Source organism: Paraburkholderia sp. J8-2 (assembly GCF_905220195.1).
Lineage (GTDB): Bacteria > Pseudomonadota > Gammaproteobacteria > Burkholderiales > Burkholderiaceae > Paraburkholderia.
In genome coordinates this window covers 1,126,297-1,150,355 of record NZ_CAJMZA010000001.1, presented here as the reverse complement: position 1 = coordinate 1,150,355, position 24,059 = coordinate 1,126,297, and the positions used below count along the sequence as shown (strand labels likewise).

21 protein-coding genes are annotated in these 24,059 nt (G+C 64.8%); 11 read left to right on the top strand and 10 right to left on the bottom strand.

Annotation, left to right across the window (positions count from 1 at the left end):
- Nucleotides 1–127: 127 nt before the first annotated feature.
- A complete protein-coding gene (locus U5A52_RS05035) occupies nt 128–1,429 on the top strand; it encodes an MFS transporter (RefSeq protein WP_321911442.1) in 1,302 nt (433 codons plus the stop codon).
- Nucleotides 1,430–1,565: 136 nt separating this feature from the next.
- Nucleotides 1,566–3,041, top strand: a complete 1,476-nt coding sequence (locus tag U5A52_RS05030; protein ID WP_321934103.1) for an MFS transporter — start codon at nt 1,566–1,568, stop codon at nt 3,039–3,041.
- A gap of 50 nt (nt 3,042–3,091) precedes the next feature.
- On the opposite strand, the gene U5A52_RS05025 is transcribed toward U5A52_RS05030, so the two are convergent.
- From U5A52_RS05025 to U5A52_RS05015, 3 genes are all read right to left on the bottom strand, one after another.
- Nucleotides 3,092–3,361: a hypothetical protein gene (locus U5A52_RS05025; RefSeq protein WP_321911446.1), complete on the bottom strand. Its 270-nt coding sequence runs from the start codon at nt 3,359–3,361 to the stop codon at nt 3,092–3,094.
- 70 nt (nt 3,362–3,431) lie between these two features.
- On the bottom strand, nt 3,432–3,863 hold the full coding sequence (locus U5A52_RS05020) for a DoxX family protein (RefSeq protein ID WP_321911447.1): 432 nt from the start codon (nt 3,861–3,863) through the stop codon (nt 3,432–3,434).
- A gap of 256 nt (nt 3,864–4,119) precedes the next feature.
- On the bottom strand, nt 4,120–4,281 hold the full coding sequence (locus U5A52_RS05015) for a hypothetical protein (RefSeq protein WP_321934102.1): 162 nt from the start codon (nt 4,279–4,281) through the stop codon (nt 4,120–4,122).
- A 198-nt stretch (nt 4,282–4,479) separates the two neighbouring features.
- Between U5A52_RS05015 and U5A52_RS05010 the strand changes: the two genes are divergently transcribed.
- The 7 genes from U5A52_RS05010 to U5A52_RS04980 all read left to right on the top strand — a co-directional run bounded on the left by U5A52_RS05010 (nt 4,480) and on the right by U5A52_RS04980 (nt 14,647).
- Nucleotides 4,480–5,310, top strand: a complete 831-nt coding sequence (locus U5A52_RS05010; RefSeq protein WP_321911451.1) for a helix-turn-helix transcriptional regulator — start codon at nt 4,480–4,482, stop codon at nt 5,308–5,310.
- Nucleotides 5,311–5,756: 446 nt separating this feature from the next.
- Nucleotides 5,757–9,548: a nitrate reductase subunit alpha gene (locus U5A52_RS05005; protein ID WP_321934101.1), complete on the top strand. Its 3,792-nt coding sequence runs from the start codon at nt 5,757–5,759 to the stop codon at nt 9,546–9,548.
- The gene (narH, locus tag U5A52_RS05000; protein ID WP_321934100.1) at nt 9,545–11,068 is read left to right on the top strand and encodes a nitrate reductase subunit beta; all 1,524 of its coding nucleotides are present in this window, start codon (nt 9,545–9,547) and stop codon (nt 11,066–11,068) included. Before U5A52_RS05005 ends, narH begins: the two co-directional genes overlap by 4 nt.
- 2 nt (nt 11,069–11,070) lie before the next feature.
- On the top strand, nt 11,071–11,766 hold the full coding sequence (gene narJ, locus U5A52_RS04995) for a nitrate reductase molybdenum cofactor assembly chaperone (protein WP_321934099.1): 696 nt from the start codon (nt 11,071–11,073) through the stop codon (nt 11,764–11,766).
- 57 nt (nt 11,767–11,823) lie between these two features.
- Complete coding sequence (gene narI, locus U5A52_RS04990; protein ID WP_321934098.1) at nt 11,824–12,507, top strand: respiratory nitrate reductase subunit gamma; 684 nt, start codon at nt 11,824–11,826, stop codon at nt 12,505–12,507.
- 31 nt (nt 12,508–12,538) lie between these two features.
- Nucleotides 12,539–13,327: a peptidylprolyl isomerase gene (locus U5A52_RS04985; protein ID WP_321934182.1), complete on the top strand. Its 789-nt coding sequence runs from the start codon at nt 12,539–12,541 to the stop codon at nt 13,325–13,327.
- A 33-nt stretch (nt 13,328–13,360) separates the two neighbouring features.
- Nucleotides 13,361–14,647, top strand: coding sequence for a nitrate/nitrite transporter (locus U5A52_RS04980; RefSeq protein ID WP_321934097.1), 1,287 nt, complete (start codon nt 13,361–13,363; stop codon nt 14,645–14,647).
- 35 nt (nt 14,648–14,682) lie between these two features.
- On the opposite strand, the gene U5A52_RS04975 is transcribed toward U5A52_RS04980, so the two are convergent.
- Nucleotides 14,683–15,144 (bottom strand): universal stress protein, encoded by a 462-nt coding sequence (locus U5A52_RS04975; protein WP_321934096.1) that lies wholly within the window; start codon nt 15,142–15,144, stop codon nt 14,683–14,685.
- Nucleotides 15,145–15,876: 732 nt separating this feature from the next.
- Between U5A52_RS04975 and flhD the strand changes: the two genes are divergently transcribed.
- A complete protein-coding gene (flhD, locus tag U5A52_RS04970) occupies nt 15,877–16,197 on the top strand; it encodes a flagellar transcriptional regulator FlhD (protein WP_042266670.1) in 321 nt (106 codons plus the stop codon).
- Between the two features lie 10 nt (nt 16,198–16,207).
- A complete protein-coding gene (gene flhC / locus U5A52_RS04965; protein WP_158759205.1) occupies nt 16,208–16,810 on the top strand; it encodes a flagellar transcriptional regulator FlhC in 603 nt (200 codons plus the stop codon).
- Nucleotides 16,811–16,990: 180 nt separating this feature from the next.
- Here the strand turns inward: flhC and U5A52_RS04960 are convergent, their stop codons facing one another.
- From U5A52_RS04960 to U5A52_RS04935, 6 genes are all read right to left on the bottom strand, one after another.
- Entirely contained in the window at nt 16,991–18,316 is a 1,326-nt protein-coding gene (locus tag U5A52_RS04960; RefSeq protein WP_321934095.1) for an Nramp family divalent metal transporter, read from the bottom strand.
- 52 nt (nt 18,317–18,368) lie between these two features.
- The gene (locus tag U5A52_RS04955) at nt 18,369–19,559 is read right to left on the bottom strand and encodes an acyl-CoA dehydrogenase family protein (RefSeq protein WP_321934094.1); all 1,191 of its coding nucleotides are present in this window, start codon (nt 19,557–19,559) and stop codon (nt 18,369–18,371) included.
- A gap of 85 nt (nt 19,560–19,644) precedes the next feature.
- On the bottom strand, nt 19,645–20,301 hold the full coding sequence (locus U5A52_RS04950; protein WP_321934093.1) for a methionine ABC transporter permease: 657 nt from the start codon (nt 20,299–20,301) through the stop codon (nt 19,645–19,647).
- Nucleotides 20,294–21,409, bottom strand: coding sequence for a methionine ABC transporter ATP-binding protein (locus U5A52_RS04945; RefSeq protein WP_321934092.1), 1,116 nt, complete (start codon nt 21,407–21,409; stop codon nt 20,294–20,296). Before U5A52_RS04945 ends, U5A52_RS04950 begins: the two co-directional genes overlap by 8 nt.
- 31 nt (nt 21,410–21,440) lie before the next feature.
- Complete coding sequence (locus U5A52_RS04940; protein WP_321934091.1) at nt 21,441–22,289, bottom strand: MetQ/NlpA family ABC transporter substrate-binding protein; 849 nt, start codon at nt 22,287–22,289, stop codon at nt 21,441–21,443.
- 204 nt (nt 22,290–22,493) lie between these two features.
- The gene (locus U5A52_RS04935) at nt 22,494–24,056 is read right to left on the bottom strand and encodes an efflux transporter outer membrane subunit (protein WP_321934090.1); all 1,563 of its coding nucleotides are present in this window, start codon (nt 24,054–24,056) and stop codon (nt 22,494–22,496) included.
- Nucleotides 24,057–24,059: the final 3 nt, after the last annotated feature.

The window sequence follows — 24,059 nt, the reverse complement described above, 5'->3', positions numbered from 1 at the left end:
CCTATCCGACGACCGCCGCCCCCGCGCCACGCGCGCACCAGGCAAATTCGGCCATCACGGACGTCCGCACGCGTTCTTCACGCGCTACATGCAACGTCGTACATAACAACATCCTGGTTTTTCGGAAATGCAAGCAACAGACATTGGCGTGCGCACGCCTGCCGCTGCGCGCGCGCTCACCCGCAGCGACTACAAGACGCTCGGGCTCGCCGCGCTTGGCGGCGCCCTCGAGTTCTACGACTTCATCATCTTCGTGTTCTTCGCGCCGGCTATCGGCCAGTTGTTCTTCCCCGCAACGATTCCCGACTGGCTGCGCCAGCTGCAGACCTTCGGCATCTTCGCGGCGGGCTACCTCGCGCGCCCGCTCGGCGGCATTGTCATGGCGCATTTCGGCGACCTGCTCGGCCGCAAGCGCATGTTCACGCTCTCCGTGCTGCTGATGGCGCTGCCCACGCTCGCCATGGGCTGCCTGCCCACCTTTGCTTCGATCGGCGTGCTCGCGCCCGTGCTGCTGCTCGCGCTGCGCGTGCTGCAAGGCGCAGCCGTGGGCGGCGAGGTGCCGGGCGCGTGGGTGTTCGTTTCCGAGCACGTGCCGCGCCGCCATATCGGCTATGCGTGCGGCACGCTCACGGCGGGCCTCACGTTCGGCATCCTGCTCGGCTCGCTGATCGCCGCGGCCGTCAATCATCACTACGCCCCGAGCGACATCGCCGCGTATGCCTGGCGCATTCCGTTCCTGATCGGCGGGCTGTTCGGCATGTTCTCGGTGTATCTGCGCCAGTGGCTGCACGAAACGCCCGTGTTCGCGGAAATGAAGGCGCGCAAGTCGCTCGCCGAAGAAATTCCGCTCAAGGCCGTGCTGCGCGACCACGGCCGCGCCGTGATCGTCTCGATGCTGCTCACGTGGATGCTGTCGGCCGCCATCGTCGTCGTGATCCTCATGACGCCGCCGCTGCTGCAAAAGCAGTTCCATCTCGACGCCACCACGTCGCTGCTGGCGAACTGCGTGGCCACGCTCTTTCTCACGGTAGGCTGCGTGAGCGCGGGCGCGCTCGCGGACCGCTTCGGCGCGCGCCGCGTGCTGGCCATTGGCGGCATTGCGCTCGCGATCTCGTACTACGTGCTGTTCCGCCAGATCGCCGTGGACAGTTCGATGCTCATGCCGCTCTACGCGGTGAGCGGGCTGCTGGTCGGCACGATCGGCGCGGTGCCGTATGTGATGGTGAACGCGTTCCCGCCCGTGGTGCGCTTCTCGGGCATCTCGTTCTCGTACAACGTGGCGTATGCCGTGTTCGGCGGCCTCACGCCGATCGTCGTCGCACTGCTGATGAAGTCCGCGCCGCTCGCGCCCACTTATTACGTGGCCGCGATCTGCGTGCTCGGCGCGATCACCACGCTGTTCTTCAAGGACCCGCACCGGGAGTCGTAAATGCCCCGCCGGGCGCTCTGAACGCACGCTGAGCGCACACTGAGCGCCCGGCCGGTCCGGCACCATTTTTCCGGCGGCTTCGACGATTCACCTCGCGCTGAAACGTCGAAGCCGGCGAGCGTCCTACCATGGGCGCATGAATACCTCACACCCCACCCCCGCCCACGGCCATTTCACGCCCGCGCTCACGCGTATCGTCGCAACCGTCAGCATCGGGTTCGTCGTCACGCAGCTCGACGTGACCATTGTGAATATCGCGCTCGCGCGCGTCGCAACCGATCTCCATGCGAACGTCGCGGGCCTGCAATGGATCGTCGACGCCTACACGCTCGCCTTCGCGGTGCTGATGCTCTCGGGCGGCGTGCTCGGCGAGCGCTACGGCGCGCGCCGCCTCTACGCCGCCGGTCTTGTCGTGTTCGCGTTCGCCTCGCTCGCCTGCGGGCTCGCGGCCAATCCGGTCATGCTGATCGCCGCCCGCGCGGTGCAGGGCGCGGGCGCGGCGGCCATGCTGCCCAACTCGCTCGCGTTGCTCAATGAAGCGTGCCGCCACGACCGCGGGCTGAGGGCACGCGCCGTGGGTTTCTGGACCGCAGCGGGCGCCATCTCGATCGCCGCGGGCCCGGTGGCGGGCGGCCTGCTGATCGCGGCATTCGGCTGGCGCAGCATTTTCCTCGTCAACCTGCCACTGTGCGCGGCCGGCCTGTGGGCGACGCTCGCGTGGATTCCCGCGCCGCGCCGCCACCAGCACGAATCCACCGCTGCCGGCGCGCCCGCCGCGCGCAGCCTCGACGTGCGCGGCCAGCTCCTCGCCATCGTGGCGCTCACGGCCTTTACGGGCGCCGTGATCGAATGGCGGCCGCTCGGCTTCGCGCACTGGGCCGTGGCCGGCGGCTTTGCGCTCGCGTTCGTAGCGAGTTTGGCGTTTGTCGCGCTCGAAGCGCGCACGCGCGACCCCATGGTGCCGCTCGCCATGCTGCGCAACCGCACGTTCAGCGCGGCCGTGCTGTTCGGTATCTGCGTGAATCTCACGTATTACGGCACCGTGTTCGTGCTCGCGCTTTACCTGCAGCATGCGCGCGGCGAAACGCCGTTGCAGGCGGGCCTTGCGTTCATTCCGCTCACCGGCGGGTTCCTGCTCTCGAATATCGTGAGCGGCCATGTGGTGGCGCATTACGGCACGCGCCGGCCGATGATCGTCGGCGCGCTGATCGCGGGTGCGGGCTATGCGCTACTGGTCGGCGTGGACGCCGCGACGCCGCTCGCCTTCGTGCTGCTCGCCTTCCTGCTGATTCCCTCGGGCATGGGCCTCGCCGTGCCTGCGATGACGACGGCCGTGCTTTCCTCAGTCGAACCCGCGCGCGCGGGCACGGCCTCGGCGCTGCTCAATACGGCGCGTCAGGCGGGCGGTGCGGTGGGAGTGGCGGCCTTCGGTGCGCTCGCGGGCGGCGCGCTCGCGGCACAGGTGGTGGCCGGCCTGCGTGCGGAAACGGCGGTTTCGACGGCGCTTCTGCTCACGGCGGCCGGGCTCGCCTGGTTCGTGAAAACCGATCCGGCGCATGCGCGCGTGCGCCGTGCCGCGCCTGCGCGGATGAACGAGCCGGAATCGCGCTGATGCAGTGCGAGTTGTCGTGACGCGCTGTGATGGCGCACTGCGGCGCCAAATTACAGCGACGCCTCCTGGATCGTGCCGGAGTCGATCGCGCGGGCGATCAAGCCATCGCTCTGCGCCTTGCGGATGGCGTGGGCAATCAGCTGGTCGGGCTCTTCGAGCTCGGCCTTGAGCGCGCCGAGAATCCCGGTGGCGTCGAGAATCACCAGCGTCTTCGCGGTATCCGCATAGCTGATGAACACGCGCCGCGTGCCGTCCTCCGCAAGACTCGCGCAGAACTGCCCGGTCTTGCCTGCCACGTTGAAGTCGAAGTTCTGTATCAAGGCCTGCTCCCTTTACACCCGGTTGCCCGGTGGTTGTGATTCGACACTCGCGCCTCGCCATACATAGGCGTCAGCCTCGCAGGCCGCCGCGCGGCGCGCGCATGCCATCAACGGAAGCACGTCCCGCGCCCGTCACGCTCAACAACAGGAAACCGCCCGCGATCGCCACGTTTTTCCAGAAGTGAATGACCGCATCTTGCTGCGCCGCCGCCTGGGTCACGTTCCAGAAGTCATGGCCCAGTATCGCCGTGACAATAGCGTACAGGGCCAGCAGGAACGCAACCGCGCGTGTGCGCACGCCCAGCACGAGCGCGATGCCGCCGAGCAGTTCGATGACGGTCGCCACGATTGCGCCATACGAGGCATACGGCACGCCCTTCGAGTGCAGGTAGCCGACGAACCCCGCGTACCCCAGCAGCTTCATGGCACCGCCCCAGAGAAACAGAATGGCGAGCGCGATGCGGGCGATGAAGATGATGAAGGAATCGGCGGGACGGGTCATGGAGGGCTCCGGTATGCAATATCGGAATGACCACGGGGCGCACGGTCAGTTCCCTCGAATTGATACGGGAACGGCAGACGAAGCGTGACGCGCCAGGGCGTGCCGTACGCCGGAGCGACGCAAACGAACCCGGAAACCAGGCCGGCAATTGATTCGGAATGCTATGGAATTTACGTAGCAGCGAATGCGGCGATTCGCTCGCGATGCCACGACACGAACGCACAAACCCGCGCAAAACACCGCGGCGCTGGCACGCTCAATGCTTGTGGCGCATGCCGTGCGGCCGATGCGCGTCGAGCCAGCGAGTCAGGCGCGCCTCGAGCGCGCCTCTGCTGCGGCGCGACACGGCCCACATGACCGCGCACACCAGCAACATGACGCCTGGTCCGAGCAGATAAGCAGCAACCGTTTCCCTCATGGCTGTCTCCTCAGCGCGACGCCACAGTACGTGAGATTTTTCATTCTAGGCGATAGCGCGGCACACGGTAAACGTCGTCCACGCATGCAGCAGGGACATAAACCCAAGGTTTTCATATATCCGATGTCGGCAGCGCCAGACAGTTTCTTTACCTCATACGTAATCGCTTCGGCCACGCGTTTCGCTAGAATCGGCGCCATGACCACGCTCGCTTCCATTCTCCCTGCAACGCCGTCCGGCACTGTGCGCCGCAGCGTCGGCGAGATGCTGCGCGACTGGCGCGTGCGCCGGCGCATGAGCCAGCTGCTGCTCGCCACCGAAGCCGAGATTTCCACGCGCCATTTGAGCTTCGTCGAGTCGGGCCGCGCGCTGCCGAGCCGCGAGATGGTCATGCATCTCGCGGAGCAACTCGACGTGCCGCTGCGCGAGCGCAACGCGCTGCTAATGGCGGCAGGCTACGCGCCGCTCTATCGCGAGCGGGCGCTCGACGACCCGCAGCTCGCCGCCGCGCGCGAGGCGGTCGATCTCGTGCTGCGTGGGCACGAGCCCTATCCTGCCGTAGCAGTGGACCGCCACTGGAATATCGTCGCCGCGAACGGCTCGCTCGCACCGCTCATCGGCGACGCTTCACCCGCGCTGCTCGCCGCGCCCATCAATGCGCTGCGGCTTTCGCTGCATCCGGAAGGCATGGCGCCGCGGATCGTCAACTGGCACGCGTGGCGTGCGCATCTGCTGACGCGCCTGCAGCGTCAGATCGATGCAAGCGCCGACCCCGCGCTCGCCGCGCTGCACGAGGAGCTCGCGTCGTATCCCACCCCGCCGGGCGTGGCGAACACGAGCGCCGAGCCCATCGCCCACCACATTGCCGTGCCGCTGCGCGTGCGCACGGTGCTTGGCGAACTGGCGTTCTACAGCACGACCACCGTGTTCGGCACACCGGTCGACATCACGCTTTCCGAACTGGCAATCGAAGCGTTCTTTCCCGCCAATCCGCAAACGGCGCAGGCATTACGCGATCACGCGCGTTGAAGTCGGTCTGGCTCGTGAAACGAGCGCGAACAATCATTGCGGATTCATGCGCACGCAACGATCCAGCAACTCCACGCACGGCAGAGTCAATCTCAATCGACTACAAAAAAAAGCGCCGTTTTGCGCCTTTATTTACGAATCATTTTCACCTTGATAATGCAATCGAGAAAAATCTGCGCGACGCTCAATTGATCGATTCATTCACGAAATCAAGGCAATTTCCTTCACCGAAAGAAAGCTTTGAAACTTGTATCGTTCTCAAACATCTCCCTATGCAAACGCGTGTTTTGCACAATCGACGTTTCGCAATTTTTCCGACAAATATTGCAAAAAATCGATATGTTCACGTGAATACGTCGAAATAGATTACATTCATCTCCTTTACATCTTCTAATTCCTCCTCTTAAATACCGGTGTCCCGGACGCGCACACACGCTGGAGATGCCATGAGCCATTTTCTGGATCGTCTGCGTTACTTCACTGCGGCACGAACACAATTCGCGGACGGTCACGGCGCCGTCACAGACGAAGACCGAAAATGGGAGGAGGCTTACCGTACACGCTGGCAGCACGACAAGATCGTGCGCTCGACACACGGCGTGAATTGCACGGGCTCATGCTCGTGGAAAATCTATGTGAAGGGCGGCATTGTCGCGTGGGAAACGCAGCAAACCGACTATCCGCGCACGCGCCCCGACATGCCCAACCACGAACCGCGCGGCTGCTCGCGCGGCGCGTCGTATTCGTGGTATCTCTATAGCGCCAATCGCCTCAAGTATCCGCTCGTACGCAGCGCACTCGTGAAGCTGTGGCGCGAAAAGCGCCGCACGCTCGAGCCCGTTGCCGCGTGGGCCGCCATTGTCGATGACGACGCCGCGCGAAAAAGTTATCAAACGCGGCGCGGTCTTGGCGGCTTCGTGCGGGCAGACTGGAGCGAAGCGCTCGAAATCGCGGCCGCCGCGAACGTGCACACCATCAAGCGCCACGGCCCCGACCGCGTGATCGGCTTCTCGCCCATTCCCGCCATGTCGATGGTGTCGTACGCGGCCGGCTCGCGCTATCTCTCGCTCATCGGCGGCGTGTGCCTCTCGTTCTACGACTGGTACTGCGACCTGCCGCCCGCCTCGCCGCAAACATGGGGCGAGCAGACCGACGTGCCCGAATCCGCAGACTGGTACAACTCGTCGTTCATCGTGATGTGGGGGTCGAATGTGCCGCAAACGCGCACGCCCGACGCGCACTTCATGGTGGAAGCGCGCTATCGCGGCGCGAAGATCGTTTCGATCTTCCCCGACTACGCCGAAGGCGCGAAGTTCGGCGACATCTGGCTGCATCCCAAGCAAGGCACCGACGCGGCACTCGCGCTCGCCATGGGCCACGTGATCCTCAAGGAGTATCACCTCGCCGGCAAAAGCGCCTATTTCGCCGACTATTGCAGCCGCTTCACCGACATGTCCTGTCTCGTCGCGCTCGTCGAGCGCGACGGTCAGTACGTGCCCGACCGCTATCTGCGCGCGTCCGACTTCGAAGGCGCACTCGCGCAGGAGAACAACGCCGAATGGAAGACCGTGGTGATCGACAGCGCGACGAACGAGTTCGCGGTGCCGCTCGGCTCGGTGGGCTTTCGCTGGGGCCAGCAGGAAGGCGCCGATCGCGGCAAGTGGAACCTGCGCGAGGAAGGTGTTGACGGCGCGCCGCTCAAGCCCGCGCTCTCGCTCGTCGAAAAGCACGACGCCGTGGTGGACGTGCTGTTCCCCTACTTCGGCAACGTCGCGCATCCGCATTTCCCGCACACCTCGCACGGACCGGTGCTGAGCCGCCGCATTGGCGTGCGGCGTGTGGCGACGCCCGCCGGCGAGCGGCTCGTGGCTACGGTCTACGATCTCTTCGTGGCGAACTACGGGCTCGATCAGGGCCTGGGCGGCAAGGACCTCGCGCATAGCTACGACGACGACATGCCCTACACGCCTGCCTGGCAGGAAGCGATTACCGGCGTGAAGCGCGCGGACGTCATCAACGTCGCGCGCCAGTTCGCCGAGAACGCCGACAAGACCGAAGGCCGCTCGATGGTCATCATCGGCGCGGGCATCAATCACTGGTTCCACATGGACATGGCGTATCGCGCCATCATCAACATGCTCGTGATGTGCGGCTGCGTCGGCAAGTCCGGTGGCGGCTGGTCGCATTACGTGGGCCAGGAAAAGTTGCGCCCGCAAACAGGCTGGACCGCGCTCGCGTTCGCACTCGACTGGAACCGGCCGCCGCGCCAGATGAACTCCACGTCGTTCTTCTATGCGCATACCGACCAGTGGCGCTACGACCCGATGAACCCCACGGACCTGCTTTCGCCGCTCGCGAACAAGGCCGGCTACCACGGCGCGCCGATCGACTACAACGTGCGCGCCGAGCGCATGGGCTGGCTGCCTTCCGCGCCGCAACTCGCGAGCAATCCGCTGGAGTTGGGCCGCTCGCTCGAAGACCCTTCGAAAGCCGGCGCCGAAGTCGCGCGCCGACTGAAAGACGGCAGCCTCAAGCTCGCCTGCGAAGATCCCGACAATCCGGCCGTATTTCCGCGCAACCTCTTCGTGTGGCGCTCGAACCTGCTCGGCTCGTCGGGCAAGGGCCACGAGTACTTCCTCAAGCATCTGCTTGGCACAACGAATGGTGTACAGGGCGAGGAGGTGGTCAAGGACGGCGTGCCGCGTCCCGAAGAGGTCGTCTGGCATGAGGACGCACCCAAAGGCAAGCTCGACCTGCTCTGCACGCTCGACTTCCGCATGTCCACCACCTGCATGTACTCGGACATCGTGTTGCCCACCGCCACGTGGTACGAGAAGGACGACATGAATACGTCCGACATGCACCCGTTCATTCACCCGCTCTCCGCCGCTGTCGATCCGGCGTGGCAGGCGCGCAGCGACTGGGACATTTTCAAGGCCATCGCGAAGCGCTTTTCCGAACTGAGCGTCGGCCATCTCGGCGTGGAACGCGACGTGGTGCTCGCGCCCATCGCGCACGACGCCGCGGGCGAACTGGCGCAGCCCTTCGGCGTGGCCGACTGGAAACGCGGCGAATGCGAGCCGGTTCCTGGCAAGACCATGCCGGGCGTGGTCACGCTCGAGCGCAACTACCCCGAGACGTATCACCGCTTCACGTCGCTCGGGCCGCTCATGGACAAGCTCGGCAACGGCGGCAAGGGCATTAGCTGGAATACCGAGGAGGAAGTGCACGAACTCGGCGCGCTGAACTATCGCGATCAATCCGAAGACGCCGGCGACGCGAAGGGCCGACCGCGCATCGAAACCGCGCTCGACGCCGCGGAGACGATTCTTTCGCTCGCACCCGAAACGAACGGCGCGGTGGCGAAGAAAGCGTGGGAAGCGCTCTCGAAGTTCACGGGCATCGAGCACGCGCATCTCGCCGATGCCCGCGCCGACGAAAAGATCCGCTTTCGCGATATCCAGGCGCAGCCGCGCAAAATCATCTCGTCGCCAACGTGGAGCGGCATCGAGTCGGAACACGTGTCGTACAACGCGGGTTACACGAACGTGCACGAGCTGATCCCCTGGCGCACGCTGAGCGGCCGCCAGCAGCTCTATCAGGACCATACGTGGATGCGCGATTTCGGCGAGGCGCTGTGCGTCTACAAGCCGCCTATCGACACGGGCAGTTACGAAAAAATGGCGGGCACGCGCTCGAACGGCAATCCGGAGCTGGCGCTCAACTTCATCACGCCGCACCAGAAGTGGGGCATTCACAGCACCTACACCGACAATTTGCTGATGCTCACGCTCTCGCGCGGCGGCCCGATCGTGTGGATTTCGGAGCAGGACGCCGCGCAGATCGGCGTGGTCGACAACGACTGGATCGAATGCTTCAACGCGAACGGTGCGCTCTGCGCGCGCGCCGTGGTGAGCCAGCGCATTCCGCGCGGCATGGTGATGATGTACCACGCACAGGAAAAAATCGTGAACACGCCGGGCTCCGAAATAACAGGCACGCGCGGCGGCATTCACAATTCGGTCACGCGCATTTCGCTCAAGCCTACGCACATGATCGGCGGCTATGCGCAGCTCGCTTACGGCTTCAACTACTACGGCACAGTCGGCTCGAACCGCGATGAATTCCTCATAGTGCGCAAGATGAAGAACGTCGACTGGCTCGACACTGAGGAAACGCCCGTTGGTCCCTTGCCTGCCGCTGTGAATGCGCCCGTTCGCGAAGGAGAAGGCTCATGAAAGTGCGCGCGCAAATCGCGATGGTGCTGAACCTCGACAAGTGCATTGGCTGTCACACGTGCTCGGTCACCTGCAAGAACGTCTGGACGAGCCGCGAGGGCATGGAATACGCGTGGTTCAACAACGTCGAGACGAAGCCCGGCATTGGCTACCCGAAGGAGTGGGAGAACCAGGAGCGCTGGCGCGGCGGCTGGGTGCGCAAGGCCGATGGCCAGATCGAGCCGCGCCTCGGCGGCAAGTGGCGGTTGCTCGCGCAGATCTTCGCGAATCCGCATCTGCCGGAAATCGACGACTACTACGAGCCCTTCACGTTCGACTACGCGCACTTGCAGGAAGCGGGCAACACGAAGGCCACGCCGGTTGCGCGGCCGCGCTCGCTCGTGAGCGGCGAGCGCATGGAGAAGATCGAGTGGGGTCCGAACTGGGAAGAGATTCTGGGCGGCGAGTTCGAGAAGCGTTCGAAGGACTATAACTTCGAAAACGTGCAGAAGGATATCTACGGTCAGTTCGAGAACACCTTCATGATGTATCTGCCGCGCCTGTGCGAGCACTGCCTGAACCCCGCATGCGTGGCCGCGTGCCCTTCCGGCTCGATCTACAAGCGCGAGGAAGACGGCATCGTGCTGATCGATCAGGACAAGTGCCGCGGCTGGCGCATGTGCGTTTCAGGCTGCCCGTACAAGAAGATCTACTTCAACTGGCAAAGCGGCAAGGCCGAGAAGTGCATCTTCTGCTATCCGCGCATCGAGGCGGGGCAACCCACGGTGTGCTCGGAAACCTGCGTGGGACGCATTCGCTACCTCGGCGTGCTGCTCTACGACGCCGATCGCATTCGCGAGGCCGCGAGCGTAGCGGACGAGAAGGATCTCTACCAGGCGCAACTCGACGTATTCCTCGACCCGTTCGATCCGGCCGTGATCGAGCAGGCCGCGCGCGACGGCGTGCCGCAGGCGTGGATCGACGGTGCGCAGCGCTCGCCCGTCTACAAGATGGCGATCGACTGGCGCATTGCCTTCCCGCTGCACCCGGAGTACCGCACGCTGCCGATGGTCTGGTACGTGCCGCCGCTTTCGCCGATCAACGCGGCGGCCAACAGCGGCGAACTCGGCATGAATGGCTGGCTGCCCGACGTGCATTCGCTGCGCATTCCGTTGCGCTATCTCGCGAACCTCCTCACCGCCGGAGACGAAAAGCCGGTGCAGGTCGCGCTGGAACGCCTGCTCGCCATGCGCGCGTTCATGCGTGCGCGCCATGTGGACCGGATGGATGCCCCGCAGGTCCTCTCGCAAGTGGGACTGTCGCTCGCACAGGTCGAGGAGATGTATCGCTATCTCGCGATTGCAAATTACGAGGATCGTTTCGTGATTCCCACCACGCACCGTGAATACGCGGAAAACGCCTTCGACCTGCGTTCGTCGTGCGGCTTCACGTTCGGCAACGGCTGCTCGGACGGCAAATCGGAGGCGAGCCTGTTCGCACCGAAGAGTGGGCATCGCAAGATTCCCATTCAGGAGATCTGACCATGTTCGCGGCTCGTCCCCAGCCCATGACGTACCGGCTCATTGCGTCGCTGCTCGAATACCCCGATGCGTCGCTCATCGAGGCCGTGCATGAATTACGCGCGATCGTACGCAGCGAGCGCGCATTCGGCGCCGAGGCGCGCGAGAAGCTGGAGCGCTTCCTCGACTATCTCGGCTCGCGCGATCTGCTTGCGCTGCAGGAAAACTACGTCGCGTTGTTCGACCGCGGCCGCGCAACATCGCTGCATTTGTTCGAGCACGTACACGGCGAATCGCGCGATCGAGGCCAGGCGATGATCGACCTCGTTCAGACCTACGAGAAGCACGGCATGTTGCTGCAGCCCGGCCAGTTGCCCGACTACCTCCCCGTGTTCCTCGAATATCTCTCGATTCTGGAGACGAACGAGGCGCGCGCACTGCTGGGCGAGACCGTCGCGATCCTGCAATCGATTACGCAGGAACTGAGCCGGCGCAACAGCCACTACGCATATGTGATCGGCGCGCTGCTGCCGCTCGCGGGCGCGGGCGGCGCGGATCTGCCCGAAGCGGCACACGACGACGACGCGGGCAAGCCGCACGACAAAGAGCATCTGCGAGCGCTCGACGCAGCCTGGGCCGATGAGCCCGTGCAATTCATGGGGGCGGAGCGCCCTGCCGTCGCACCGGTCGAGTTTCACCCGCGCCGCGCGCCGCGCTAGAAAGGCAACACACGCTACCCGGGCACGCCGTTCGAACACCGCAAGCAAGGAGCCGTCATGGGCGATTACTTTCATCAGTTTCTGTTCGGCATCTATCCGTACATCTGCCTTGCGGTGCTGCTGTTCGGCTCGCTCGTGCGCTTCGACCGCGAGCAGTACACGTGGAAGAGCGACTCGTCGCAACTGCTGCGGCGCGGCGCGCTGCGGCTTGGCAGCAACCTGTTCCACTGGGGCATTCTCGTCGTGGTGATGGGTCACTTCGTCGGCTTTCTCGCGCCGCACTGGCTCGTCGCGCCGTTCATCTCGGCCACCGTGCACCAGTTGCTCGCGATGGTCGCGGGCGGCGTGGCCGGCAGCTTCGCCATTGTCGGCCTCACGATCCTGATCGTGCGGCGGCTTGGCGATACGCGCATTCGCGTGAACAGCAAGCCGTCGGACATCCTCATCGTGTTCATGCTGTGGGCGCAACTCGCGCTCGGCCTCGCGACCGTGGTGCTCTCGGCGCGCCACATGGATGGCCTGATGTTCGAACAGCTCACCGACTACGTGAAGGGCGTGGTGACGTTCCGCCCCAATATTGCCGCGCTGCTCGACGGCGTGCCGCTCGTGTATCAAACCCATATCGCGCTCGGCTTCACGATCTTCCTCGTTTCGCCCTTCACGCGCATGGTGCATATCTGGAGCGGCATCGCTTCGGTGTTCTATCTGATCCGGCCGTACCAGCTCGTGCGCAAGCGCTAATCGCCAACCGGAACCAGGAGCGCGATCGATGATGAATGCGGCCCCCCACGAAGAACAGCCAGCCCAGCCCGCCCGCGTGAACGACGTTGAGATCGGCCTCGCCGCAATCGAGGCCGAGCGCGGCAACCACGCCGGTGACCCGGACCCCGCGCTCGCCGCGCGGCGCACGCTCGTCGTGCACGAACTGCTGCGCCAGCGCGCCGTGGCGCTGAACCTGCTGGCGCCCGGCGCCGAACTCGACGACAGCACGACAGACAAGCTGCTGGAGCGCGAACTGCGCGTGCCCGAGCCCACGCCCGAAGACTGCGAGCGCTACTACACGCAGCACACAAAGCGCTTCGTGCGCAACGAACTCGTGTACGCGAGCCACATTCTCTTCGCCATTACTGACCGCGTGCCGCTCGCGATGCTGCGCCAGAAAGCCGAAGCAACGCTGCGCGAGTTGCAGCAGGCGCCCGACACGTTCGAGGCGCTGGCGCGCCAGTTCTCGAACTGCCCTTCAGCGGGCGTGGGCGGGAGTCTTGGCCAGCTCACGCGCGGCGACACGGTGCCCGAGTTCGAAGCGGCGCTGTTCGACTGCGCCGACATGGGCGTTCTGCCGCGCCTCGTACGCACACGCTTCGGTTTTCATCTCGTGCGCGTGGATCAGCGCGTGCCCGGCAATCCGGTGCGCTACGAGGAAGTCTCCGGCGACATCGCGCGCTTTCTCAGCGAACGCGTGCGCCACAAGGCCATTCAACAGTACGTATCGATCCTGGCATCGGAAGCGACGCTCGAAAACGCGGCCCTGGAAGCGGCGACGAGCCCGCTCGTCCAGTGATGTCGATGTGCATTCCGACTCGATGGAGGCAACATGAATCTGCGTAGCGAACCGGCGCGCCCCGTGACGAGCGCGGCGCAGCCCGAGAAAGTCGGCGCGAAGGCATGGTCCGTCCTGCTCGTCAGCACGCTCGCGTTTCTTGTCTGTTTCGTGGTGTGGATGATGTTCGGCGTGCTCGGCGTGCAGCTGCGCGAGGAACTCCAGCTCAACAGCACCGAGTTCGGCCTGCTAACCGCCACCCCCGTGCTGACCGGCGCGCTCATGCGGCTGCCGCTCGGCGCGTGGACCGACCGCTTCGGCGGGCGCATCGTCATGACCACGCTGCTCGTGGTCTGCGCCGTGCCGGTGTATATCGTCAGCTACGCAAGCGAGCTGTGGCAATTCCTGCTCATCGGTCTCTTCCTCGGCTGCGTGGGCGCCTCGTTCGCAGTGGGCACGCCGTACGTGGCGCGCTTTTTCCCGCCGAGCCAGCGCGGCTTCGCCATGGGTTTTTTCGGTGCGGGCACCGTGGGCGCCGCCGTCAACCTGTTCGTCACGCCGCAACTGGAGAATCTCTATGGATGGCGCTTCGTGCCGCGCGTCTATGCCGTCGCGCTGCTCGTGACCGCCGTGATTTTCTGGCTCGGCTCGGCGCGCGACCCGGGCGCCGGCAAGTCGGGCGGCTCGCTGCTCGACTCGTTCAAGGTGCTGGCCGACCCGCGCGTGTGGCGGCTATGCCAGTACTACTCGATCACCTTCGGCGGCTTCACGGCGCTTTCGCTGTGGATTCCGCAATATCTGAAGGCGGAGTACGGCATGTCGCTCGTCATGGCTTCGGCCTTCGCCGCGGGCTTTTCGCTGCCAGGCTCTATCCTGCGCGCTGTGGGCGGCGTGCTCGCCGACAAGCTCGGCGCGCATACCGTCACGTGGTGGGGTCTGTGGGTGGCGTGGATTTGCCTCTTCATTCTCTCGTACCCGCCCACCGACTTCGTGATTCACACGATCGACGGCCAGGCGGCGCTGCACATCAGCATGCCGGTGTTCGGCTTCGTCGCGATCGCCTTCGTGCTGGGCGCGGTGTTCGCGTTTGGCATGGCCTCGACATTCAAGTATGTGGCCGACGACTTCCCCACCAACATGGGCATCGTGACCGGTATTGTCGGTCTGGCGGGCGGGCTGGGCGGCTTTTTGCTGCCGATCCTGTTCGGCATCCTGCTCGACTGGCTCAAGATCAGGTCGAGCTGCTTCATGCTGCTTTACGGCGTCGTATGGGTCTCGCTGATCCTGCTCTACATTTCCGAGGTCAAGCGCACGCCGATTCTCGGCGAACCCAGCGCCTGAACCGCGCACCGGTCAAACCTCTGCGCCGCTGCGGCTCAGGCCGCCGCTTTCACCGGCTCCGGGTCCGGTGCGGTCACAACCAGCACGCTGCACGACACGCGGTCGAGCAGCAAGCGGTCATCGCGCCCGGCCCACCAACGCTTGAACGGACCGCGCCGGTGGTGAGCCAGCACGATGAGATCGGGCAGAAGCTCCGCGCAGTAGCTCGCGATCACGTCGATCGGCCGGCCCACCACGAAGTGGCCCGTTGCCGCGAGGCCCTTCTCCTGCAGGCAGGCCACCCCCTCACGCAGAATCTCGCGCGCCGCCTCTTCCGCGGCTTCGAACGGCACGGCAGACGCGATGTCCGTCCCCCATTGCAGCGGCGCCTGATCGAGCACGGCCAGCAAATGCGTTTGCGCGTGGCATTCGCGCGCAAGGTCGGCGCCCTCGCGCAAAGCCCGGCGGCCTTCGCGCGTTGCGTCGTAACACAGCAGAATCCTGTTGAACGAGGCCATGATTTCTCCCCCCACGATTCCCGGCGCGAGGCAGGCGAGCGCGCCGTACCCGAAGTGCCGCTTTCATTATGCCAGCTGTATCACATCATGATATGACTGGGACGCTGGCCTGCGCCGCCGCACTCCGCTCCCTCGCAAACGTTACAAAGACGCGATCTCCGCGCAATATCCGCTCTGCATATATTCCCGGAAACAACGGTGTTACCTGTCTTCTGCACTCGTAACATCTCAGTTACACATTGCCCTGTTACAGGTCGTCAGGGTCGAAACACCTGTTACATCTTAATCGTCATAGGTATTAATCCGCAGACGCGCATTTTTTACCTGTCAACGTCACTCCTTTCTAAACGTTTATTCCATCCAACCGGCGCTTTCTGGCTCTCGGCGATTCGTTGCGCAGGCACCGAGAAGTTGGCGAAAACCCCGATAAACCAAGGCTTGGCGGCCAAATTCATCAATCAGATCAAAGCCTCGACGGCTGGCTGTAAGCCAGGTTTCAAACCACGGCAAAACTTACCGAAAATTATTTACAACAGTCCGATTATTTTTTTTCTGAGGGATTGCTTTCTGAGATAAGCCCTCATACAATTCAGTCCAAGGTTGTTACGAGATGTAACAACCTGTATCAAAGAGTCAGATCGAGCCAACGAGCGAAGATCGACCACAAGACCAGAAAAGATACAACGGCGAAAAAGCCGGGGGGTTAAATTCGGGGCTTCGGAAACTAGAGAAATGGACCGTAGCAGCGAGACGCTGGAATCTATCCGCGAAATTAATTTGTCGTATCTGATGCTCGCACAGCGCATGCTGCGCGAGGACAAGCCAGTTGGTATGTTCCGACTGGGACTGTCGTCGGAACTGGCCGATCTGCTTGGCGCTCTGTCGCTCGCGCAGATCGTCAGGTTGGCCTCTTCCGACCAACTTCTCTGTTTTTTCCGCTTCGACGATCATGCGATGTTGTCGGCGCTTACGCAGACTTCCAGGCATGCCGACGTGGCGGCAACCCATGCGGCCATCCTGCTAGCAGGACAGCCGGCTGGGCAATTCGCCTGAGGGTGACGTCATGACTACGCGGCGCAGCCTCACCGAAGACGCTCAGGAAGTATTCCGCGCGATCGCACTGATCGAGCTGGGCGCGCGTATGCAGGTGCTCGAAAGCGAACTCACGCTCTCGCGCGACCGCATGATCCGCCTGTATCGCGAGATCCGTGGCGTGTCGCCGCCCAAAGGTATGCTGCCGTTCTCGGCGGACTGGTACATGACGTGGCTGGCCAACATCCACGCCTCGCTGTTCTATAACACGTACCTGTTCCTGAAGAACGAAGCGCGTTGCTCGCATCTCGACGCGCTCACCAAGGGGTTCCGGCTGTATCTGGAACACTGCCGCCACAGCGGGGCCGAGCCGGCGCTCGACCTCACGCGTGCGTGGACCCTGGTGCGATTTTTCGATGCCGATATTCTGCAGTTGACGCCTTGCTGCCGTTGTAACGGCAAGTTCGTCGCGCATCGCCACGACCTTCAGCACAACGTCGTGTGCGGCGCATGCCAGCCTCCATCGCGAGCCGGCAAGACGAAAAAGGCGGCTGCAGCGCGACGGGGCGCCGAGCAGACCGAGAGCGACCTTCCGGCAGTGGTAACGTCGGATGGCATTGCCGAGGCTGCGTAAGCGTAGGAGAGCAGATCCGGGTCAACCGGACATGAGACCAAGACCAAGACGTGAAACCGTCCGGTGCCCGGGGGCGCCGGACGGCGAAGCGCTTTCCGGTTGCCGCCTTTGCTTGCGGCTTTTGCTTGCTGCCTCAACTTGCCGCCCCTGTGGCGCGCGCCTGTTACACCTCTTCCGCGTTTAATTTCCGCCGAACGTCTGCCAGACGAGCCACAGGTTCGCAGCCGTTATCACGACGAACAGGAACCACGCTATCACCCGCGTGGGGAGCCGGTTCACGAACTCGCCCATGAGCGCACGATCGTTCGTCATGCGAATGAGCGGCCAGAGCGCGAACGGCAGTTGCAGGCTCAACACCACCTGGCTTGCCACCAGCAGCTTGCCCACTGCACCGTTGCCGAGCAGCGCCACGCCCGCGAAGGCGGGAATCAGCGCGAGCACGCGCGTGATCAAGCGCCGCTGGTAACACGGAATCTTCATTTGCAGGAAGCCTTCCATGATGACCTGGCCCGCCACGGTGCCCGTGAACGTCGAGCTTTGCCCGGAGGCGAGCAGCGTAATCGCGAACAGCACTGCCGCCGCGCCCGTGCCGACAATCGGCGCGAGCAGTTTGTAAGCCTGCTCGATGTCGGTGACCTCGGTGTGCCCGTTGGCGTGAAAAGCCGCCGCGGCCAGAATCAGGATGGCCGCATTGATCAGGAGCGCGATCAGAAGCGAAGCGATCGTGTCGAGCCGCGAAAGGCCGATGGCCTGCTTGAGGCTTGCAGGGTCGCGCTTGACGGCGCGCGTTTGCACGATCGACGAATGCAGGTAGAGGTTGTGCGGCATGACGGTCGCGCCGAGAATGCCGATCGCCAGATACAGCGGCTCCACCGAGGAGATGGCGTGCCACGACGGCACCGCGCCCGCGAAGACCGAAGGCCAGTGCGGCTTCACGAGCGCGAGCTGGATCACATAACCCAAGCCTATCGTGGCGATCAGCCCGGCCATGATCGCCTCGAGCGAGCGGAAGTTCTTGCCCTTCAGGCCGAGCACGATGAGCGTGTCGAACGCGGTCAACACCACGCCCACCATCAACGAGCAGCCGAGCAGCAGGTGGAACGCGAGCGCGCCGCCCAGCACCTCCGCAAGATCGCACGCGATGATCGAAAGTTCGGCGAGCAGCCACTGGCCGAACGCGACCGGCCTCGAATAGCGCTCGCGCGACAGCTCCGCGAGATCGCGTTGCGTGACGATGCCAAGGCGCATGGACAGGCACTGCAGCGCGATGGCCGCGAGGCTCGACAGCACGACGACGAACAGGAGGCTGTAACCGTAGCGCGAGCCCGCCTCGATGTCGGTGGCCCAATTGCCCGGGTCCATGTAGCCGATCGACACCAGCAGGCCCGGACCCGCGAATTGCCAGAACTTCTTCCAGAACGGCGCGCGCGGCGAAACCTCGATACTGCCCTGCACTTCTGAAGGGCAAAAAGGCGCCGTTGCCGTGGTCGGTAGTCGGAACTCCAACGGTTCGATCCTCAAGGGTTGACGCGTCGCGGCACATGCCGCGATCGGGCCCTCAAGTGTACAGCGTCGGCTGCGGCACTTCTCTCAAGAGCGTGAAGCGTCCCACGTCGCGCAGGCGGTAGTCGAGCGGATCGTGCAGCGTGTGCACACGCGCATTGCGCCAGAAGCGGTCGAGCGCGAGCGCCGCGCCGGTCGCGCGCGCCCCGCAAGCCTCGAAAAGCTGCTCGCCGCCCTGGAGCGCGGCACGGTGCGCAACGATCTTCGCCTCTGAAATCGCAAGCGAGACTTCGGCACGCGTGGCTGTGTTCAACGCGTCGCCTTCGTCCCATGCGGCGTCGAGCAGCGCGCCCGCGCGATCCGCCAGCACCGCCGCCGCAAGCGACTGCACGCGCATCTCGCCAAAGCGCTGCTGCAGGAACGGGTCGTCCGCCACGTGCTGCACGCCCGAATTGACCCACGGGCGGCCGTTCGCGAGCACATACGTGCGCGCTTCTTCCAGCGCACCTTCGGCAAGGCCAACGAAGAGATTCGTCAGCACGCCTTGCGAAACCAGCGTGCGCAGCGTGGCGCGCGGCGTGTCGGGGCGTTGCAGCACTTCGTCGGCGCGCACTGCCACGTTCTCGAACGATACGGTGCCGCTATCGGTTTGGCGCTGGCCTATCGGGTCCCAGTCGTCGTGCACCGTGATCCCGGCGCGCGTGGTGGGCACGACCGCGAACACCGGGCCACCCGTGGCGGGATCGTGTGCGCTCACGGTCATCATCTGCGAACCGTAGGTGCCCGAACAAAATCCCTTCTTGCCATGCAGACGCCAGCCGCCTTCCTTGTCCGGCTGCGCGACGAGCCGCGTGTCGATGGGGTTCACCGCGTTGCCCCACCACCAGCGATGCTCGACAGTGCCTTGTAGCCAGTTCGCGCGCTGCGCGGCGCTGCCCCACAATTCGACGCTCGCCACCTGCAGGCACTGGAAGCCGAGCAGATGCGCAAGCGCACTGTCCACGCGCGCAAGCGCGCGGATCGTCGCGTAGATATCGCTCCAGCGCACGCCGTCCTTGCCGAACTGGCCGCCGAATTCGCGCGGCACGGCGAGCGTGAGCAGACCGGCGTCGGCAATGCGCTGCTTTTCGGCCGCCGCGTGCCCACCCGCAAGATCGCGCTGTGCGGCGTTCGCACGCAGCGCTTCGAGCAGCGCGGCGAAACGCGCGTCCTGTTTCTGCCCGCGTGGGCGCTGTGCTTCGTTCATACCCGTAGTTCCCGAATGAGATGCCAATAAAAGCGAAGCGCGCAGCAAAGTGGCTGCGCGCGTGAGGTCAAAAAGGCTGCGCCTTTCAGGTTCGCCGCAAAAGGCGCCGCACCAGCACGTCGCCCGTGAACTGCACGGCCGCAACGATCGCGATCAGCAGCACGATGACGGTGACCATGACCGTCGTGTCGAAGCGTTGATAGCCGTAGCGTATCGCGAGATCGCCGAGGCCCCCCGCGCCGACCGCGCCCGCCATCGCCGACGAGCCGATCATCGCCACCACGGTGATCGTGAAGCCGCCGACCATGCCGGGCAGCGCCTCGGGCAGCAGCACATGCCACACGATATGGCGGCGCTGCGCGCCCATGGCCTGGGCCGCCTCGATCAAGCCGCGATCGACTTCACGCAGGCTCACTTCGGCCACGCGCGCGAAGAACGGAATGGCCGCGATGGAAAGCGGCACCACGGCGGCCCATACGCCGATGGTCGTGCCTACGAGAAAGCGCGTAAGCGGCAGCAACGCGACCAGCAAGATGATGAAGGGCGTGGAGCGAAACGCGTTGACGAGCGCGCCCAGCGCGGAATTGAGCGCGGGCCGCTCCAGAATGCCGCCGCGCGCGGTCGCGACCAGCAGCAGCGCGATGGGAATACCAATCAGCAGTGCGAATATCGCCGATACGCCGACCATCAGCAACGTGTCGCGTATGCCTTCGAGAAGTTCGGTGATCCATACGTCAGACATAGCCCAGCACCTCCACACGGCTTGCATGGCCACGCGCGCGCCCGGCGAGCGACGCGGCCTCGGTGGCGCTTCGCACCGGCGCGGAAACGATCAAGCGCCCTTGCGCGCGCCCCTGAATCCGCTCGATACCGCCGTGCACGAACCGCACACTGTGCGCGCCGAACGCCTGCGCGAGCGTGGCGAGGTCGGGCTCCTGCGCCGCCTCGCCCGTGAAGCGCACGTCGAACAGCGCATGCGCGCCCGCTTGCGGCGAAGCGTGAACGCGCGCCGCCAGGTCGTCGGGCAACTCGTGGCCGGGCGTGTGCAGCAGCGCACGCGTCGCTTCGTGCTGCGGATTGCCGAACACGCGCCATACCGGCCCCTGCTCGACCACCTCGCCGCGCTCGATCACCGCGACCGTATCGCACACGTCGCGTATCACCTCCATCTCATGCGTGATGAGCACGATGGTGACGCCCAGCCGCCGGTTGATGTCGCGCAGCAGCGCGAGAATGGCGCGCGTGGTTTCCGGGTCGAGCGCCGAAGTCGCCTCGTCGCACAGCAGGATATCGGGCTCGTGCACGAGCGCGCGTGCAATGCCCACACGCTGCTTCTGTCCGCCGGAAAGTCGCGCGGGCCACGCATCGCGGCGCTCGCTCAACCCCACGAGTGCGAGCAGCGCGTTCACGCGCGCCTCGATGGACGCTTTCGGCACGCCCGCGATTTTCAGCGGCAGCGCGATGTTGTCGTACACGGTCTTGGCGGAAAGCAGGTTGAAGTGCTGAAACACCATGCCGATGCGCCGTCGCAGCGCAACGAGCGCCCGCTCGTCGAGCGCGCCCACGTCCACACCGTTCACACGCACACTGCCGCTCGTGGGCTTTTCGAGGCCGTTCACGAGCCGCAGCAGCGTGGACTTGCCCGCGCCGCTGCGCCCGATGATGCCGAACACCTCGCCGCGCGCCACCTGCAGGCCGACGCCCGCGAGCGCCACGTGCGCGCCACCCGCATAGGTCTTGCCGACGTTTTCGAACACGACCGCGGGCTGCGACACGTCGGCATCGCGCGCCGCCTCGCCCGCCGCCGGCCCCGCTTCGATGAAGCGCGCCGCTCCGAACCATTTCATCATCGCTGCTCCTCGTACGTGATTGACGCGTGCTTTACCAGGCGACTGCGTAGAGGTTGCCGAAGGCCTTGTCGAGTTCCTTGCGCACAGCCGGCGAATGCTGGTAGATGTCGATGAACTTGCGAATGCGCGGATCGTTCACGCTCTCGGGCCGCACGACGAACTGGATCGCGAACGACTTGTTTTCGACGCCGTCGAAGAGCAGCGCGCTATTCGGATCGGTCGTGCCCGCAAGCTTGATGAAGCTCGGGTAACCCTGCGCGAGATCCACGTCGTCGAGCGAGCGTGCGAGCTGCGACGCTTCGAGCTGAACGATCTTCAAATGCTTGGGGTTGGAAACGATATCGAGTGTCGTGGCGCGGTAATCCACGCCCGGCTTGAGCTTGATGAGGCCCGCGCGCTGCAGCAGCAACAGGCCGCGTCCGCCGTTCACGGGATCGTTCGCGATGGCGACCGTCGCACCATCCTTCAGGTCTTCGAAACGTTTTACCTTCTTCGAATACAGGCCGATCTTCATGATCGTGCCCGGCGCAATGGCGACGAACTTGTAACCGCCCTGCTTCTCGGCGTTTTCCAGAAACGGCGTGTGCTGGAAGTAGTTGACGTCGATGTCCTTGTTCGCCAAGGCGGCATTGGGCGTGTTCCAGTCGGTGAATTCGATGATCGTCACGTCCACGCCCTGCGCCTTCGCCTCGCGCGCGGCTTCCTGGAGTGCAGGCGTTTGCGGCGTGGTGGCAATGCCGATCTTGAGCGTCGGGGTATCCGCGTGCGCGCCCGCCGTGGTGGCCGCGAGCGACACGGCGATTGCCGTCAGCAAGCCGAACGACGCAAAAACGCGTTGAAAAGAAAAAGGGCGCCCCACGGCGCGCACGGCACGGATCATCGCGTTCCTCGAATGGAAGTTGGACTTCGTTCAGTGAGGAGCGACGCGATGAGGGCCCATCGCGTTGGCTCCAGATGGGTCCAGACGATGATAGGGGCGCGGCGGGGCCGGGTCTACGAAGCGATTACGCAAAGGAAATCGCCGCCTGCGATATGCGCAGGCGGCGAGCGGTCAGGCTGCTTCCGTGGGGTCTTACGTGTGGGTTTAACGCGCCGCGAGCGGCGGCGGCGCCGTAGCGTCGCCGGGCTTCGCATCGCCCCAGCCGCCGCCCAGCGCGCGGATCAGGTTCACGGTCGCCACGGCCTGCGAGCCTTGCAGATGGCTGGCCTGCAATTGCGACACGAGCACCGTCCGTTCGCTGTCGATCACGTTCAGATAGCTCACCTCGCCTTCCTCGTACTGTGTGCGCGAAAGGTGCGCCGATTGCTGCGAAGCGCTCACCGCGTCGTTCTGCTCGCGGATCTGGTCGTCGAGCAGGCGCAGGTCCGAGAGATTGTCCTCCACGTCGCGGAAGGCCACGAGCACCTGCTGGCGATATTGCGCAACGTCTTCATCGTATTTCGCACGCGACTGCGCCAGATTCGCCTTGCGCCGGCCGCCGTCGAAAAGCGGCAGCGTGAGCGCCGTGCCGGCAAGCGGCCCGAGCAGGAACGCGCGGCTCGACCACATGAACAGGTCGGCGAGCGTGGCCGACTCGAAGCCGGCTGCGCCCGTGATATTGAGCTGCGGGAAGAACGCCGACTTCGCGAGACCCACGCGTGCGTTCGCGGCCGCCATGGCGCGCTCGGCCGCCGCCACATCCGGGCGACGCTCCAGCAGAGCGGAAGGCAGGCCCGGCGGCACCTGCACGACCACCGGCGCAAGCGGCGTTTCCGGGAACGTGAAGTCCGCCGGCGCCTTGCCGAGCAGGATCGCGAGGCTATGCTCCGAGGCCGCGCGCTGACGTGCGACGCCCACCGCGTCGGCACGCGCGCTCGCCAGCTCGTTGCGCGCCTGCGCCACGTCCAGCGCGCTGATGTCGCCTTCCTTGAAGCGGCGCTCGACCAGCTTGAGCGCATCTTCACGCAGCGCCACCGTGCGGCGGTACAGATCGACGTCCGAGTCGAACTGGCGCAGCTGGAAGTAGTTCTGCGCGACGTCGGCCTGCAAGGCGAGCTGCACCGAGAGGAACAAGGCTTCGCTTTGCTGCGCGTCCGCCTGTGCAGCGTGTACGTTCGAACTCACGCGGCCGAACAGATCGACCTCGTAGCTCGCGGTGGCCTGCGCGCGCCACAGCGTTTGCGCGGGCACGTTGGTGTTCTGCGACTCATACAGCGAAGCCGGTGAAGCACGCTCGTAGGTTGGGCCGAAGCCCGCATCGATCGACGGGAACCACGAGGCGCGCGCGGCCTGTGTCACGGCGCGCGCCTGCTGCACACGCGCGGCTGCCGCCTTGAGGTCCTGGTTCGCTTCGAGCGCCTGCTGTTCGAGCTTGTCGAGCGTCGGGTCGCCGAACACCGTCCACCATTCGCCGCGGTGGGCGTCGTCGGCGGGCTGCGCGGGCTTCCATGTGCCCACGTCATGCGGATTCGCGCTTTGCGTTTGCTGCGGCGCTTCCTTGTAGGCGGCGGGCACGGCGGCGTCGGGCACCTTGTAGGTGGGCTCGACGGAGCACGCCGCGAGCCAGGCAAACAGCGCGACGCTCGCCGCGATTCGTGTGATACGCGCAAACTGCCCGCCTCCCGGCGAGGCATTTCGGCTATAGCGCAAGCTGGATTCGTTAGTCATGTT